Here is a 14,103-nt window from a genome sequence, read left to right as displayed (position 1 = left end):
GCTTGCCGGCGGCGCGCGGCCCCTGCCAGCCGAAACGCCGCCCGGCTGGCGTAAAATACGCACTTTCCTCTTTCTCGCCCCCTTATGACGCTCGCCTCCACGCTCGACATCATCGCCGAGCTGAAAGCCGGCCGGATGGTGATCCTGGTCGACGAAGAAGACCGCGAAAACGAGGGCGACCTCGTGATCGCCGCCGAATTCGTCACACCGGAAGCGATCAACTTCATGGCCAAGTACGGCCGCGGCCTGGTTTGCCTGACGCTGACGCAGGAACGCTGCAAGCAGCTGCACCTGCCGCTGATGACCTACCGCAACGGCACGCAGTACGGCACCGCGTTCACGGTCAGCATCGAAGCGGCCGAAGGCGTGACGACCGGCATCTCGGCCGCCGACCGTGCGCACACGATCGCCACGGCGGTCGCGCACGACGTGCGCCCCGAGCACATCGTGCAGCCGGGCCACGTGTTCCCGATCATGGCGCAGCCGGGCGGCGTGCTCGTGCGCGCGGGCCACACCGAGGCCGGTTGCGACTTCACCGCGCTCGCCGGCCTCACGCCGGCCGCGGTGATCTGCGAGATCATCAAGGACGACGGCACGATGGCGCGCCTGCCCGACCTGATCGAATTCGCGCAGGAGCACAACCTGAAGATCGGCACGATCGCCGACCTCATCCAGTACCGCAGCCGCACCGAATCGATCATCGAGCGGATCGCCGAGCGTACGATGCAGACCGCGCACGGCACGTTCCGCGCGGTGCTGTACCGCGACCAGCCGAGCGGCTCGCCGCACATCGCGCTGGTGCGCGGTGCACCCGCGCCCGACGTCGATACGCCGGTGCGCGTGCACGAGCCGCTGTCGGTGCTCGACCTGCTCGAAACGGGCGTGTCGACGCACTCGTGGACGCTCGACGCCGCGATGCGCGAGATCGCGGAGCGCGACCTCGGCGTGATCGTGCTGCTCAACTGCGGCGACACGAAGGAACACCTGATCGACGTCTTCAAGGCGTTCGACGAGGAAGAAAAGGCCGCTGTGCTGAAGCGCCGGCCGGTCGATTTCAAGACGTTCGGCATCGGCGCGCAGATCCTGCGCGATGTCGGCGTCGGCAAGATGCAGGTGCTGTCGAATCCGCGCAAGCTGGGCAGCATGTCCGGCTACGGCCTGGAAGTCACGGGCTTCATTCCGATGCCCGGCGGCGAAGCCAAGTCCTGCCCGGCGTCCAACGCGTAACCCGCCACGACGCTTTCGCCCTATAACCGTTCATCCACACCACGGACAAGATCATGGAAATCGGACAATACCAACCGAATCTCGAAGGCGACGGCCTGCGGATCGGCATCGTGCAATCGCGCTTCAACGAGCCGGTGTGCAACGGCCTCGCCGACGCGTGCGTCGAGGAACTGGAACGCCTCGGCGTCACCGGTGAAGACGTGCTGCTCGTGTCGGTGCCCGGCGCGCTGGAAATCCCGCTCGCGCTGCAGAAGCTCGCGGAAAGCGGCCAGTTCGACGCGCTGATCGCGCTCGGCGCGGTGATTCGCGGCGAGACCTACCACTTCGAACTCGTGTCGAACGAGAGCGGCGCGGGCATCACCCGCATCGGCCTCGACTTCAACCTGCCGATCGCCAACGCGGTCCTGACGACCGAAAACGACGAGCAGGCCGTCGCGCGCATGACCGAAAAGGGTCGTGACGCCGCACGCGTCGCCGTCGAGATGGCCAACCTGACGATGGCGCTCGACCAGCTCGGCGATGACGACGAGGACGAAGAGGAAGACGAAGACGACGAAGAGGAGCGCGCATGAAGAAGAGCGCCCGCCGACAATCGCGCGAGCTGGCGACGCAGGGGCTGTACCAGTGGCTGCTGTCGAACGCGTCCTCCGGCGAGATCGACGCGCAACTGCGCGGCGCGCTCGGTTACGACAAGGCTGACAAGGAGCTGCTCGACGCGATCCTGCACGGCGTGATCCGCGAGCACACCACGCTCGTCGAAGCGCTGACGCCGTCGCTCGACCGCCCGATCGACCAGTTGTCGCCGGTCGAACGCGCCGTGCTGCTCATCGCGACGTTCGAGCTCACGCACCACGTCGAAACGCCGTACCGCGTGATCATCAACGAAGCCGTCGAACTCGCGAAGACGTTCGGCGGCTCCGACGGCTACAAGTACGTGAACGGCGTGCTCGACAAGCTCGCCGCGAAGCTGCGCCCCGCCGAAACGCAGGCGCGCCGCAACGGCTGATACCGTTTGGTCCGGAACGGGCGCGCATGCGCCCGTTTTTTCTTTCGTCACGCCCCCTCCCCCTGCCCGCCCGATGAATACCGCCACCGATTCGCTCGTCAAGCTCGCCGCACGCGTCGACGCGATCCAGCCCTTCTACGTGATGGAACTGATGAAGGAGGCACAGCGTCTCGAGTCCTCCGGGCGCGATGTTATCCACATGGGCATCGGCGAGCCGGATTTCACCGCGCCGGAGCCGGTCGTCGAAGCGGCTGCGGCCGCGCTGCGCCGCGGCGTCACGCAATATACGAGCGCGCTCGGCATTGCACCGCTGCGCGAGGCGATCGCCGCGCACTACGCGCGTGCCTACGGCCTCACGATCAGCCCGGAGCGGATCGTCGTGACGGCCGGCGCGTCGGCTGCGCTGCTGCTCGCGTGCCTCGCGCTCGTCGGGCGTGACGACGAGGTGCTGATGCCCGACCCGTCGTATCCGTGCAACCGGCACTTCGTCGCGGCGGCCGAAGGCCGCGCGGTGCTCGTGCCGAGCGGCCCGGACGCGCGCTTCCAGCTCACCGAGGACGACGTCCGCACGCGCTGGGGCGACCGCACTCGCGGTGTGCTGCTCGCATCGCCGTCGAACCCGACCGGCACGTCGCTCGAACCGGACGAACTGAAGCGGATCGTCGAAGCCGTGCGCGCACGCGGCGGTTTCACGATCGTCGACGAGATCTACCAGGGGCTCAGCTACGACGCGGCGCCCGTGTCGGCGCTTTCATTCGGCGACGACGTCGTCACCGTGAACAGCTTCTCCAAGTATTTCAGCATGACGGGCTGGCGGCTCGGCTGGCTGGTCGTGCCGCCCGCGCTGGTCGGCACGTTCGAGAAACTGGCGCAGAACCTGTTCATCTGCCCGTCCGCGCTCGCGCAGCACGCGGCGCTCGCCTGCTTCGAGCCGGCGGCGCTCGACATCTACGAAGCGCGCCGGCTCGAATTCAAGCGCCGCCGCGATTTCATCGCACCGGCGCTCGAACGGCTGGGCTTCACGGTGCCCGTGATGCCGGACGGCGCGTTCTATGTGTATGCGCACTGCGGCGGCGTCGCCCACCCGGCGGCTGGCGACAGCGCCGCGCTCACGACGGCGATGCTGCACGACGCGGGCGTCGTGCTGGTGCCCGGCATGGACTTCGGTGTCCATGCGCCGCGCGACTATATCCGCCTGTCCTATGCGACGGCCTACTCGCGGCTCGAGGAAGCGGTCGAACGGCTCGCGACGTTGTTCGGGCAGCACTGAGCCACGACTGAGCCTCGGCCGGCACGCCGGCGGCTTCTCGCGCCGCAAAAAGCAAAAGGCACCCTGATCGGGTGCCTTTTTCATGTCCTGCCGGCCGAAGCCGTGCAGTGCTGCGCTACCGTCGTGCGTTACGCGCCGAGCTCCGAATGGTCGCCGTGCGACTTCGCGGTATCGACGCTCGCGTCGTCCTGCGGCGCGGCTTCCTTCGATGCCGCCGACTTCGCCGACGTCGTGGTTTCGAGCGTCGCATGCACGCGCTTCGCGCCGCCCGCTGCCGCTGTCACGGCGGCGGCCGTGACGATCGGCTTCGCCGGCGCCTGCGGCGCGTTGACCGGCACGCTGCGGCCGTGCGACACGTCGCGCAGGCGACCGCGCTCGGCCATCACCTTCGCGCCGTATGCGGTGTCGTCCGGGTTCGTCGAGCCGTTGTACAGGCGCAGGCCGTTCGCGAGCGAACCGCCACGAGCAATGCAGTCCTTCAGCACGAGCGCGCCGACCTGGAGGTTAGCGAGCGGCTGCAGTGCGGTATCGGTGCCGCCGAAATACTCGAACTTGTCGGAATGGACCTTCGACATGACCTGCATCAGGCCCTTCGCGCCGACGCCGCTTTCGGCGTACGGGTTGAAGCCCGATTCGATCGCCATCACGGACAGCAGCAGCAGCGGATCGAGGCCGACGTCACGGCCGGTCTGGAACGCAGCCTTGACGAGCTGGCCGAGCGGCTCCTGCGCGACGCGGTAACGGCGCGACAGGTAGGTCGCGACCAGCGCCTGCTCGCGATTCGACGCGAGCGCACGGTCGTCACGCGCATCGGCCGCCACGCGCTGGGTCGGGATCAGCTTCGCCAGCGCGACGGGCGACGGGCCGTTGCGGGCCGGATCGGATGCATCGCCCTGCGCGTTGGCTTCCGGTGCGACGTCGAGGCCGACCGCAAGCGCGTCCGTTTCAGGGCTGTCTTCCTGCTGCGGCTGCGCGCCGGCGGGCGCGAAGTTCGGCAGCGGATGGCCGGTCAGCAGACGGGCCGGGCCGGCTTGCACGGCCGCGGATACGACCGGCATCAGCTTCGCGGCGAGCGTGCCGCGCACGGTTGGCAGCAGCCACAGTGCGAGTGCAACCGCGACCGCGAGACAGCCGACAACGCTGAATAGATGGTGACTGACACGCGTCCCGCGACGCAGCATGCTGCGCACGAATTGCGCATGCTGCTCACTAGGACGCCACGATAACCAAGCGTTCATTCAGATCATCTCCCATGAACATGACTCGTGCGGCTCGCTCAGCTCGATGGCGAGACAGGTAACGCGCCGCGGAATCACGACGCCGCACGCCTTGGTTGGGACGTGCAGACATCGGGGAAACGGTATAAGTACCGTTCGAGGCCACGGTGTAAGAGGGCCGGCACCTTCGCACACTGGGCGAGGCGGGCATACGCGGTGGCACCCACGCAAAAAACCAGCGTCTGGTGGCGCTGGCTGAGACTACGACTAAGGCCGTCGGATACGCCGTGCAGGTATCGGCGGACGGTGACGCGCTGCGTCAAAGATCGGTGATTGGCGGCTCGAAGCCTTTTACCCTGCAGCCAATGTGAGCGGATTCTAGCAGGGTTTTATAGATCGTCAACACTATAAAACCTTGAAATTATAACAAAAAGTAATTTACGGACACTCTTCAGATCGCGAGCCCCGTGCCGTAGGGGGTTTGCGCGCGGTCGACTTTTTTCTCCGCCGGGCGGGCATGCGGCGGCGCGGGTAAAATCGTCGGTCGATTCGGGGCCGCAGCCGGCCGCTGCGCCCGCCCATCGCTGCCCGCCACCCGGGTGGCCCGGACCATCTTCATGAAATACAAAGACTTACGCGATTTCATCCAGCGCCTCGAGGCGCTCGGCGAACTGCGGCGCGTCACGCAGCCCGTGTCGCCCGTGCTGGAAATGACCGAGCTGTGCGACCGCGTGCTGCGCGCCGGCGGCCCTGCGCTGCTGTTCAACGCACCGACCGGCTACGATTTCCCGGTGCTCGGCAACCTGTTCGGCACGCCGCGCCGCGTCGCGCTCGGGATGGGCGTCGACGCGGGCGACGACGCCGCGCTCGATTCGCTGCGCGATCTCGGGCGCCTGCTGTCCGCGCTGAAGGAACCCGATCCGCCGAAGAGCCTGAAGGATGCCGGCAAGCTGCTGTCGCTCGCGAAGGCCGTGTGGGACATGGCGCCGAAGTCGGTGTCGTCGCCGCCCTGCCAGGAGATCGTCTGGGAAGGCGCCGACGTCGACCTGAACAGGCTGCCGATCCAGACCTGCTGGCCCGGCGACGCGGGGCCGCTCGTCACGTGGGGCCTGACGGTCACGCGCGGGCCGAACAAGTCGCGGCAGAACCTCGGGATCTACCGGCAGCAACTGATCGGCCGCAACAAGCTGATCATGCGCTGGCTCGCGCATCGCGGCGGCGCGCTCGACTTCCGCGAATTCGCGCTGCGCAACCCCGGCAAGCCGTATCCGGTCGCGGTCGTCCTCGGCGCCGATCCGGCCACGACGCTCGGCGCGGTGACGCCCGTGCCCGATTCGCTGTCCGAGTACCAGTTCGCCGGCCTGCTGCGCGGCAGCCGCACGGAGCTCGCGAAGTGCCTGACGCCCGGCGTCGACACGCTGCAGGTGCCCGCGCGCGCGGAGATCGTGCTCGAAGGCTTCATTTATCCGCAGGAAGGCACCCCCGCCCCTGCTCCGGCCGGCGCGCCGCCGCGCCCGGCCGGCAACGCGTCGGCCGCGTACGAACACGCGCTCGAAGGGCCGTACGGCGACCACACCGGCTATTACAACGAGCAGGAGTGGTTCCCCGTGTTCACCGTCGAGCGCATCACGATGCGCCGCGACGCGATCTACCACTCGACCTACACGGGCAAGCCGCCCGACGAGCCCGCGGTGCTCGGCGTCGCGCTCAACGAGGTGTTCGTGCCGCTGCTGCAGAAGCAGTTCACGGAGATCACCGACTTCTACCTGCCGCCCGAAGGCTGCAGCTACCGGATGGCCATCGTCCAGATGAAGAAGAGCTACGCGGGCCACGCGAAGCGCGTGATGTTCGGCGTGTGGAGCTTCCTGCGGCAGTTCATGTACACGAAGTTCATCGTGGTCGTCGACGAGGACGTGAACATCCGCGACTGGAAGGAGGTGATCTGGGCGATCACGACGCGCGTCGACCCCGTGCGCGACACCGTGATGGTCGACAGCACGCCGATCGATTATCTCGACTTCGCATCGCCAGTGGCCGGCCTCGGTTCGAAGATGGGGCTCGACGCGACCAACAAGTGGCCGGGCGAGACCAGCCGCGAATGGGGCCGCCCGATCGAGATGGATGCCGCCGTGAAGACGCGCGTCGATCGGCTCTGGCAGGAGATCGGACTCTGACGCCACGCGGCCGGCGCCCGCCGGCCCGTGGATTGCCATTGCAACAAGAACAACGAAGATGACCTTTCCGCCCACCTCCATGCTGTCCGACGGCTTCTTTCTGTCGCTGTCGCTCTGTCTCGACATCGGCCTCGTGAACGTCGCGATGCTGTCGCTGACGCTGTCACACGGCTTCCGGCCGGGCTTCTGGCTCGGCATCGGATCGTGCGTCGGCGATCTCGTCTATGCGGCGCTCGCGCTCGCCGGGATGGCCGTGCTGCTGCAGTTCGAGCCGGTGCGCTGGATCGTGTGGATCGGCGGCGGCGCGGTGCTGCTGTTCCTCACGTGGAAGATGGCGCGGGAAGCGCTGGCACCGGCCAAGGCGGCGGGCGACGATGCCGAGGAGACGCCGCAGCCGCGCGCGAGCGCGCGGCGCAGCTTCCTGCGCGGCATGCTGCTCGCGATGTCGTCGCCGAGCGCGATCCTGTGGTTCGCGGCGGTCGGCGGCGCACTGATCGCGAAAGCCGGCGCGACCACGCCGGCCACCGCGTCGGTGTTCCTGTCGGGCTTTTTCCTCGGCGGCCTCGCATGGACGCTCTTCATGTGCACGCTCGCGAGCCAGGGCCGCAAGCGCGCGGGCGCGGGGCTGATGCGCGCGTGCCACATCGCGTCGGCGCTGCTGTTCGCGTATTTCTCGTATAGCGTGATCGTCGGCGGCTACCGCGACCTGATCGTGAACGCGGTGTAATCGCAGCCGGCCTGCACGGGCCGCGCACCGAGGCCGGGCGGCAGCCCGAAAAGAAAAACGGCGCAGCGCCCCGCTCGGGACGCTGCGCCGTTTTGCCACGCGCGGTCAGGCCGCGCGGGACGAATCAGCGACGCCAGCCGTGATGGCCCCAGCCGCCGTAACCATGGCGCCAGTATGGGCGACCGTAGTAGCCACCATAGCCGCCGACGACCACGGCGGGCGGCGGTGCATAGTAGGCCGGCGCCGGTGCGTAATAGACGGGCGGAGGCGGCGGCGCGTAGTACACGGGCGGCGGCGGTGCATAGACGGGATACGCGGGTGCGACCGGGATACCGATGCCGACCCCGATCGACACGTGAGCCTGCGCAGCGCTTGCGGCACCCAGGCCCAGCGCGGCGGCGGCGATGAACGGAATGAGCTTTTTCACTTCGATTCTCCTGCTGGAGCGGTATTTTATGCGCCCCTGTCGGCAACGGCGGGCATGCACGTCGCATGGAAGCAATGTAGCGAAAACCCGTCCCTCACGTATCGGGCATTTGTTGCAAATTGCAATCGCACGCGGCCGGAACCGCCGTGCGGCGCGGCTCGCAGCACCTTCGGCGACCCTTGCGGGCCGCGCGGTTCCGTCCGACGAGTCGGGTCGCAACATCATGGCCGGTCAGTCTTACCGGATACGGCGCGTGCGGCGGGCACGCGATCGTAATGAACGATTACAAATTTGAGACAAGATGCCGACGTTTCAAGCCGGACGCGGGTGCGATATGTTTCGGGGTCGGATTCCACGATCGTGAATCGACCGTGGCGCCGGGCGCCGATACACGCATCGATAAATGCGTCGTTCGCGCCGCGTAGCGGCCGGCCACGCACGTGTCCGCACGGAAATTGCCCTTTCGCGGCCCCGCCGTCATTCCTGCGATACTGGCGGTTGCTTCGTTTTCGCTTACGTTCGCTGCCATGTCCGTCCCCGACACACCCCGCCTCGGCTTCATCGGCGCCGGCCGTCTCGCACGCTGTGTCGCGCAGCGCTTCGCGCAGGCCGGCTTTCCGGTCGTCGCGATCGCGAGCCGCACGCCCGCATCGGCCGCGGCCCTCGCCGCGCGCATCGACGGCTGCCAGGCGGTCGACACGCCGCAGCAGGTCGCCGACGCCGCCGACCTGATCTTCCTGACGGTGCCCGACGACCATCTCGCGTCCGCCGCCGCGGCGCTGCGCTTCGACGCATCGCGCGCCGCGCGGCAGGCCGTCGTTCACTGCAGCGGCGCGTCGGCCGTCGCGCTGCTCGATCCGGCGAAGCAGCAAGGCACGGCCACCGGCGGCTTCCATCCGCTCTACCTGTTCGGCGGCACCGACGCCGACCTCGCCCGCATCGACGGCTGCTCGGTCACGATCGAAGCCGACGGCGCGCTGCATGCGACGCTGATGCGACTTGCCGCCGCACTCGGCTGCCATCCGCTGTCGATTCCGGCCGGCGGCCGGATGCTTTATCACGCGGCCGCGCACTACGCGGCGAGCTTCGCGCTGTGCGGGCTGGCGGAAGCGGTCGAGCTGTGGCGCGGCCTCGGTTTCGACGAGGAAGCCGCGTTGCGCGCGCTGCTGCCGATGCTGGCCGGTACGATCGAGACCGCACGCGACAAGGGGCTCGCGAACGCGCTCTCGGGCCCCGTGTCGCGCGGCGATACGGGCATCGTCGAACGCCAGTTGGCACTGCTTGAAACGCTCGGCGGCGATCACGCGACGCTGTACGCGTTGCTGACGCGCCGCGCGGTCGCGCTCGCGGCGCAGCGCGCGGCGCCGCCGGCGTCGCTGCCGGCACTCGCCGAAGCCGTCGAAACGTCGCTCGCGCGCACCGCCGCGCACCCCTCCCCGTCGCGAGACGAGGCGTGATAAGGTGTCGGCCGATGCGCCGCCATCCGGCGTTGGCGGCCGCACGCTACTGACCGTATAAAAAGGATGCCAACGATGTTCGGCGAGATCGCCCGTTTTCTGCTCAATACCATCTTCACGCTGTTCGGCGCCGCGCTGATCCTGCGCGTCTGGATGCAGGCCGTCCGCGTGCCGCCGTACAACCCCGTCACGCAGGCCGTGCTGCAGGCGACCAACTGGCTCGTGCTGCCGCTGCGCCGCGTGATCGCGGGCGTGCGCGGCATCGACTGGGCCAGCGTTGTCGCCGCCCTCCTCACCGCGCTCGTCTATGTCGTGCTGATGGTCGTGATGGCCGGCTTCGACCCGGCCGCGGTGATCGCGACGCTCGTCGTGGTCGCGCTGCTCACCGTCGTGAAGTGGGCGCTCAATCTCGTGATCTGGATGACGATCCTGATGGCGCTGCTGTCGTGGCTCAACCCGCGCTCGCCGGCCATGCCGATCCTCTACCAGCTCACCGCGCCGTTCCTGAACCCGCTGCGCCGCGTGATCCCGAATCTCGGCGGCATCGACCTGTCGCCGATCCTGCTGTTCGTGATCGTGCAGGTGCTGCTGATGATCGTCACGCGCGCCGCCGTGTCGCTGACGATGTTCGGCATCTGACGCCGTCGCACCCTACACCGCCGGCCCCTGCGCCGGCGGTGCGCCGAGCGTGTCGATCACGCCGAATTGCGCTGGCATCATCGCGTAGCACACGCGCACCTTTTCCTGCGACAGCCTCGCAAGCAAGCGCTGCGCCTCGTCCTCGGTGACGATGAATTCGACCTCGATCGCGAGCGACCCCTGCAGTTCGAAGAAGCGGTCCTCGTGCAGCACGCGATGCTGGCCGAAGCCGGCCATCGCGCGAAACGCGGAACCGCCGGCGACGCCCATCCGGTTCGCCTCCTCCAGCAGCCATTCCCACAGCGGCTTCCAGTGCAGCCGGTGCTGCTCGTGCACGTAGAAACGCAAGAAGACCCTGTCCATCGCTCCCTCCGATGGCGGCACGCTCAGGCCGCCGCGAGCCATGCGCGCGCGGTCCACATGCCGAGCGCCGTCAGCGCGAACGATCCAGTCAAGTGTAGGGCAGCCACCGCAAACGCCCATCCGAATTCGCCCTGCAACGCATGCGTCATCACTTCGACCGAATAGGTCGAGAACGTCGTGAGGCCGCCGAGAAAGCCCGTGATCACGAACAGCCGCCACTCGGGCGGCAACCCGACGCGGGTCGTGAACACGACGGCGGCGATGCCGATCACGTAGCCGCCGATCAGGTTCGCGGCGAGCGTGCCCAGCGGCACGGCGGGAAAGAATTCGTTGAGCGCGAGGCTCAGGAACCAGCGCAGCAATGCGCCGAGCCCGGCGCCGACGAAGATCGCGACGATCGAATAGAACAAGGGCGCTCCCGTTCGATGAAGCGGCTGGATTCAGCCGCCGGCCCCGGTCGCCCGGGATGATGTCCGGGCCGCACGCGGGCGGCACTGGCTGAACTGTATGCGGATTCGCGTCGCGCCTGCAACGGCCGCCGCCGCCGGGATGCCCGCCCGTTCACACACGGTCACGCGCGTTGCCAGGCGGCGTCGAGCGCGCCCAGCGTCGCCAGCGCGCCGCCCTTCAGGCCGATCACATCCGCCCGGCGCGCATGCGCTTCGCGCGCGTTGATGCGGATCACGTCGGCGCCGAGCCGTTCGCTCAGCAGGCGCACGGTCGGGATCGCGGTGCCCGCGCCGATCTCGACCACGGCGACACGCCCGGCCCGCGCGATCCAGTCTTCCAGCGCGCGTTCCTGCGCGTCGTAGCGCGCACCGAGCCAGCCGGTGTCGCCGAACATCAGGATGTTCGGCCGCGCGAGGCCGCCGCAGCGCGGGCAGCGCGGCATTTCGCCGACGAGGCGGCAGGTGGTTTCGTCGACGTCCGGCACGAACGGCGCCGCATCCCACGTGTCGTCCGAGCAGGGGCGCAGGCACTGCATGGCGTGGATCGAACCGTGGATCTCGACGATCCGCGCCGGATCGAAGCCGGCTTTCTGGAACTGGCCGTCGACGTTGCTCGTCAGGACGAAGCCGCCGTTCGGCATCGCGTCGATCCAGCGGCGCAGGATCGCGAAGCCCGCATGCGGCACCGTCGCACGGTAGAGCGCGAGGCGGTGCCCGTAGAAGCCCCATGCGAGCGGCGCACGCGCGCGGAACGCGTGCGGCGACGCGATCTCGTGGAATTCGAAGCGCTCGTGGCGCAGCGCCGGATACGCGCGCCAGAACCCGTCCGTGCCGCGAAAATCGGGCAGCCCGGAATCGACGCCGATACCGGCGCCGGCCGTCACGAGCAATGCGTCGGCGCGCGCGAGCGCGGCAACGGCGGAGGCGACGAGATCGGCGGGCAGTTGCGCGGCGGCGGCGGCGGCAGTGAAATCGGCGGAATCGGAGAGCGGCATGACGGGGCGTCGGTGGCGTCGGACGGTGCGCGGGTGGCGTCGCGATCATACGCCGGTTCGCGCGCGGCGCGGCATGCATGACATGCACGATGCAACGGCATGACGCGACGCTCGCACGGCCGCGGGCGGTGCGGGCGAGCGATCCGCGAAGCCGCCTGCATCGCCATGGCCGGGCGCCTCCCCGCCTGTTCAGCGATCCGGATCGTCCTGCACGACCGGTATGTCGTCGACCGAGAAGTAGACGGCCTTGCCGAGCTGCCGCGCGAGGGCGACATCCGCGTCGGCGCCGCGCGACGCGCCGTCGATCCGCCATACCGCATCGCAGCGGCACAGCAGCCGGTGCGCGGCCGGATACAGGAACGCCTCGCTGACTGCATCGCCGACCTGTCGCGACCCGGCCGCGACGGCGAGCGGCAGCGACACCCACTCGCCGATCATCGGCACATGCCCGCGGCGATACACGGCGAGCGCCGCCTCCTCCAGCCGGTGCAGGTTCGCGGCGATGCGCGCGGGGTCGCCGTCCGTGCCGCTGCGGTAAGGGCCGGCGACCAGCACGAGCAGCGGCGTCATGCCGTGCGCGCGCCGGCGGTTTCCCGCAGCGCGACGTACTGGAGCAGCATGATCGTCTTCGCGTCGACGATCTCGCCGCGCTCGACCGCATCCAGCGCCGCCTGCAGCGGCATCTCGACGACCTCGAGATCCTCGCCCTCCTCCGCGACGCCGCCGCCGTCGCCGGTGCGCAGCGACGCATCGTATTCACCGACGAAGAAATGCAGCTTCTCCGTCACCGAGCCCGGGCTCATGAACGCCTCGAACACCTTGCGCACGCCGCGCACGCGGTAACCGGTCTCCTCCTCGGCCTCCGCGCGGATGCGCGCTTCGGGCGTCGCGTCGTCGAGCAGGCCGGCGGCGGCCTCGAGCAGCATGCCGTCGTGTCCGCCGACGAACGCCGGCATCCGGAACTGCCGCGTCAGCAGCACGTCGCCGGTATCGGCATTGCGCAGCAGGATGGTCGCGCCATTGCCGCGATCGTAGGTCTCGCGGCTCAGGCGCTGCCACGTTCCGTCGCGGCGCAGGAAATCGAACGTCACCTTCTTCAGCACATACCAGTCATCGGACAGCACCGTCGTATCGACGATGCGGACACGGTCCCGCATTGCAGCCATCGCAGCCTCCGGTTCGACAAAAGACGGCGCCCATGGTAACGTGCAGATTCGTGCAATTTCAAGAAAATTCGTGCAAACCCGATGCTGACGACACAACGCAAGAAAGCGATCCTCGACGCACTCGCGCGCGACGGCCAGGTGCTGGCGGTCGAGCTGAGCGCGCAATTCGGCGTATCCGAAGACACCGTCCGCCGCGACCTGCGCGAGCTCGCGGCCGAGGGCCTGCTGCAGCGCGTGCATGGCGGTGCGCTGCCGGCGTCGCCGGCCGTTGCGCCGTTCGCGCAGCGCGAAACGCTCGAGACGGCGGAAAAGCGGCGCATCGCGCGCCGCGCCGCGGAGATGATCGCGCCCGGGCAGGTGGCGATCGTCGATGGCGGCACCACCTCGGCGCTGCTCGTCAGCCAGTTGCCTGCCGACCTGCGTGCGACGATCGTCACGCACAGCCCGAGTGTCGCGGTGGCGCTCGCCGCGCATCCGTCGATCGAGGTGATCCTGATCGGCGGGCGGCTCTACAAGCATTCGATCGTCGCCGTCGGCGCGGCGGCCATGGAAGGCATTGCGCGCATCCACGCGGATCTTTACTTCATGGGCGTGACGGGCGTGCACCCGGTTGCGGGGCTCAGCACCGGCGATTTCGAGGAAGCGGCGATCAAGCGCGCACTGGCCGAACGCGCGGCCGAGACCGTCGTGCTCGCGTCGCAGTCGAAGCTGCGCGCGGCGTCGCAGTTCGTGATCGGCGAGCTGACGCTGGCGCACACCGTGGTGGTCGAAAAGGAAACCGACGCCGCGTTGACGAAGCCGATCGAAGCAGCGGGCGTGACGGTCGTGCGCGCGTAGCGTCGGTTGTGGCCGTGGCGGATGGGCCGGATATGTCCGTCGTATCACCTGCGTGCTTTCATCACGCCAACCCCTCGCCGATGTCAGCGTGCTGACAGCGTCCGCTTGCTAACATGGGCGCCCGCCCAATCGCCACGCACCGCACGCCC

Annotated in this window: 17 protein-coding genes; 9 read left to right on the top strand and 8 right to left on the bottom strand. The window is 68.6% G+C overall.

Annotated features, from left to right (window positions below):
• Positions 1–84 precede the first annotated feature (84 nt).
• From ribBA to ABY44_RS31200, 4 genes are all read left to right on the top strand, one after another.
• Positions 85–1,227, top strand: a complete 1,143-nt coding sequence (gene ribBA, locus ABY44_RS31215; RefSeq protein ID WP_027788131.1) for a bifunctional 3,4-dihydroxy-2-butanone-4-phosphate synthase/GTP cyclohydrolase II — start codon at positions 85–87, stop codon at positions 1,225–1,227.
• 53 nt (positions 1,228–1,280) lie between these two features.
• Complete coding sequence (gene ribH, locus ABY44_RS31210; protein ID WP_011351235.1) at positions 1,281–1,799, top strand: 6,7-dimethyl-8-ribityllumazine synthase; 519 nt, start codon at positions 1,281–1,283, stop codon at positions 1,797–1,799.
• Positions 1,796–2,233, top strand: coding sequence for a transcription antitermination factor NusB (gene nusB, locus ABY44_RS31205; RefSeq protein WP_027788132.1), 438 nt, complete (start codon positions 1,796–1,798; stop codon positions 2,231–2,233). The genes ribH and nusB overlap by 4 nt, the downstream gene beginning before the upstream one ends.
• A 73-nt stretch (positions 2,234–2,306) precedes the next feature.
• Positions 2,307–3,503: a pyridoxal phosphate-dependent aminotransferase gene (locus tag ABY44_RS31200; RefSeq protein WP_027788133.1), complete on the top strand. Its 1,197-nt coding sequence runs from the start codon at positions 2,307–2,309 to the stop codon at positions 3,501–3,503.
• A 128-nt stretch (positions 3,504–3,631) separates the two neighbouring features.
• Here the strand turns inward: ABY44_RS31200 and ABY44_RS31195 are convergent, their stop codons facing one another.
• Complete coding sequence (locus ABY44_RS31195) at positions 3,632–4,741, bottom strand: lytic transglycosylase domain-containing protein (protein WP_060083971.1); 1,110 nt, start codon at positions 4,739–4,741, stop codon at positions 3,632–3,634.
• Positions 4,742–5,171: 430 nt separating this feature from the next.
• Positions 5,172–5,366, bottom strand: coding sequence for a hypothetical protein (locus ABY44_RS31190; protein ID WP_124535574.1), 195 nt, complete (start codon positions 5,364–5,366; stop codon positions 5,172–5,174).
• Between ABY44_RS31190 and ABY44_RS31185 the strand changes: the two genes are divergently transcribed.
• The gene (locus ABY44_RS31185; protein ID WP_027788135.1) at positions 5,338–6,894 is read left to right on the top strand and encodes a UbiD family decarboxylase; all 1,557 of its coding nucleotides are present in this window, start codon (positions 5,338–5,340) and stop codon (positions 6,892–6,894) included. The two genes, ABY44_RS31190 and ABY44_RS31185, sit on opposite strands and share 29 nt — an antisense overlap.
• A 58-nt stretch (positions 6,895–6,952) precedes the next feature.
• Complete coding sequence (locus ABY44_RS31180) at positions 6,953–7,621, top strand: LysE family translocator (protein ID WP_059695907.1); 669 nt, start codon at positions 6,953–6,955, stop codon at positions 7,619–7,621.
• Positions 7,622–7,745: 124 nt separating this feature from the next.
• Here ABY44_RS31180 and ABY44_RS31175 read toward each other — a convergent pair whose 3' ends face one another.
• Positions 7,746–8,048, bottom strand: coding sequence for a hypothetical protein (locus ABY44_RS31175; RefSeq protein ID WP_021157078.1), 303 nt, complete (start codon positions 8,046–8,048; stop codon positions 7,746–7,748).
• 527 nt (positions 8,049–8,575) lie between these two features.
• On the opposite strand from ABY44_RS31175, the gene ABY44_RS31170 reads away from it, so the two are divergent.
• Both ABY44_RS31170 and ABY44_RS31165 read left to right on the top strand, forming a co-directional pair.
• Positions 8,576–9,505, top strand: coding sequence for a Rossmann-like and DUF2520 domain-containing protein (locus tag ABY44_RS31170; protein ID WP_027788137.1), 930 nt, complete (start codon positions 8,576–8,578; stop codon positions 9,503–9,505).
• A gap of 75 nt (positions 9,506–9,580) precedes the next feature.
• Positions 9,581–10,144: a YggT family protein gene (locus ABY44_RS31165; RefSeq protein ID WP_027788138.1), complete on the top strand. Its 564-nt coding sequence runs from the start codon at positions 9,581–9,583 to the stop codon at positions 10,142–10,144.
• A gap of 12 nt (positions 10,145–10,156) precedes the next feature.
• Here ABY44_RS31165 and ABY44_RS31160 read toward each other — a convergent pair whose 3' ends face one another.
• The 5 genes from ABY44_RS31160 to ABY44_RS31140 all read right to left on the bottom strand — a co-directional run bounded on the left by ABY44_RS31160 (position 10,157) and on the right by ABY44_RS31140 (position 13,117).
• A complete protein-coding gene (locus tag ABY44_RS31160) occupies positions 10,157–10,507 on the bottom strand; it encodes a DUF190 domain-containing protein (RefSeq protein WP_059695990.1) in 351 nt (116 codons plus the stop codon).
• Positions 10,508–10,530: 23 nt separating this feature from the next.
• Positions 10,531–10,917, bottom strand: coding sequence for a fluoride efflux transporter CrcB (crcB, locus tag ABY44_RS31155; RefSeq protein WP_027788140.1), 387 nt, complete (start codon positions 10,915–10,917; stop codon positions 10,531–10,533).
• Positions 10,918–11,078: 161 nt separating this feature from the next.
• Positions 11,079–11,951 (bottom strand): SIR2 family NAD-dependent protein deacylase, encoded by an 873-nt coding sequence (locus tag ABY44_RS31150; RefSeq protein ID WP_059695910.1) that lies wholly within the window; start codon positions 11,949–11,951, stop codon positions 11,079–11,081.
• A gap of 189 nt (positions 11,952–12,140) precedes the next feature.
• Positions 12,141–12,521: a hypothetical protein gene (locus tag ABY44_RS31145; RefSeq protein ID WP_060174679.1), complete on the bottom strand. Its 381-nt coding sequence runs from the start codon at positions 12,519–12,521 to the stop codon at positions 12,141–12,143.
• Positions 12,518–13,117, bottom strand: a complete 600-nt coding sequence (locus ABY44_RS31140) for an NUDIX domain-containing protein (protein WP_060174678.1) — start codon at positions 13,115–13,117, stop codon at positions 12,518–12,520. The genes ABY44_RS31145 and ABY44_RS31140 overlap by 4 nt, the downstream gene beginning before the upstream one ends.
• 81 nt (positions 13,118–13,198) lie before the next feature.
• On the opposite strand from ABY44_RS31140, the gene ABY44_RS31135 reads away from it, so the two are divergent.
• Positions 13,199–13,954, top strand: coding sequence for a DeoR/GlpR family DNA-binding transcription regulator (locus tag ABY44_RS31135; RefSeq protein WP_059685625.1), 756 nt, complete (start codon positions 13,199–13,201; stop codon positions 13,952–13,954).
• The last annotated feature ends 149 nt before the right edge of the window (positions 13,955–14,103 follow it).

Source organism: Burkholderia sp. ZZQ-2 (genome assembly GCF_050768715.1).
In the GTDB taxonomy this organism is placed as follows: domain Bacteria; phylum Pseudomonadota; class Gammaproteobacteria; order Burkholderiales; family Burkholderiaceae; genus Burkholderia; species Burkholderia cepacia.
Note: the sequence above shows the minus strand (reverse complement) of the source record. Positions and strands in the feature narration are given on the sequence as shown.

Bases quoted from the DNA above. Each gene is read 5' to 3' on its own strand.
- ribBA (WP_027788131.1), top strand. From the start codon at position 85: ATGACGCTCGCCTCCACGCTCGACATCATCGCCGAGCTGAAAGCCGGC.
- ribH (WP_011351235.1), top strand. From the start codon at position 1,281: ATGGAAATCGGACAATACCAACCGAATCTCGAAGGCGACGGCCTGCGG.
- nusB (WP_027788132.1), top strand. From the start codon at position 1,796: ATGAAGAAGAGCGCCCGCCGACAATCGCGCGAGCTGGCGACGCAGGGG.
- ABY44_RS31200 (WP_027788133.1), top strand. From the start codon at position 2,307: ATGAATACCGCCACCGATTCGCTCGTCAAGCTCGCCGCACGCGTCGAC.
- ABY44_RS31195 (WP_060083971.1), bottom strand. From the start codon at position 4,741: ATGAACGCTTGGTTATCGTGGCGTCCTAGTGAGCAGCATGCGCAATTC.
- ABY44_RS31185 (WP_027788135.1), top strand. From the start codon at position 5,338: ATGAAATACAAAGACTTACGCGATTTCATCCAGCGCCTCGAGGCGCTC.
- ABY44_RS31190 (WP_124535574.1), bottom strand. From the start codon at position 5,366: ATGAAATCGCGTAAGTCTTTGTATTTCATGAAGATGGTCCGGGCCACC.
- ABY44_RS31180 (WP_059695907.1), top strand. From the start codon at position 6,953: ATGACCTTTCCGCCCACCTCCATGCTGTCCGACGGCTTCTTTCTGTCG.
- ABY44_RS31170 (WP_027788137.1), top strand. From the start codon at position 8,576: ATGTCCGTCCCCGACACACCCCGCCTCGGCTTCATCGGCGCCGGCCGT.
- ABY44_RS31165 (WP_027788138.1), top strand. From the start codon at position 9,581: ATGTTCGGCGAGATCGCCCGTTTTCTGCTCAATACCATCTTCACGCTG.
- ABY44_RS31160 (WP_059695990.1), bottom strand. From the start codon at position 10,507: ATGGACAGGGTCTTCTTGCGTTTCTACGTGCACGAGCAGCACCGGCTG.
- ABY44_RS31150 (WP_059695910.1), bottom strand. From the start codon at position 11,951: ATGCCGCTCTCCGATTCCGCCGATTTCACTGCCGCCGCCGCCGCCGCG.
- ABY44_RS31145 (WP_060174679.1), bottom strand. From the start codon at position 12,521: ATGACGCCGCTGCTCGTGCTGGTCGCCGGCCCTTACCGCAGCGGCACG.
- ABY44_RS31140 (WP_060174678.1), bottom strand. From the start codon at position 13,117: ATGGCTGCAATGCGGGACCGTGTCCGCATCGTCGATACGACGGTGCTG.
- ABY44_RS31135 (WP_059685625.1), top strand. From the start codon at position 13,199: ATGCTGACGACACAACGCAAGAAAGCGATCCTCGACGCACTCGCGCGC.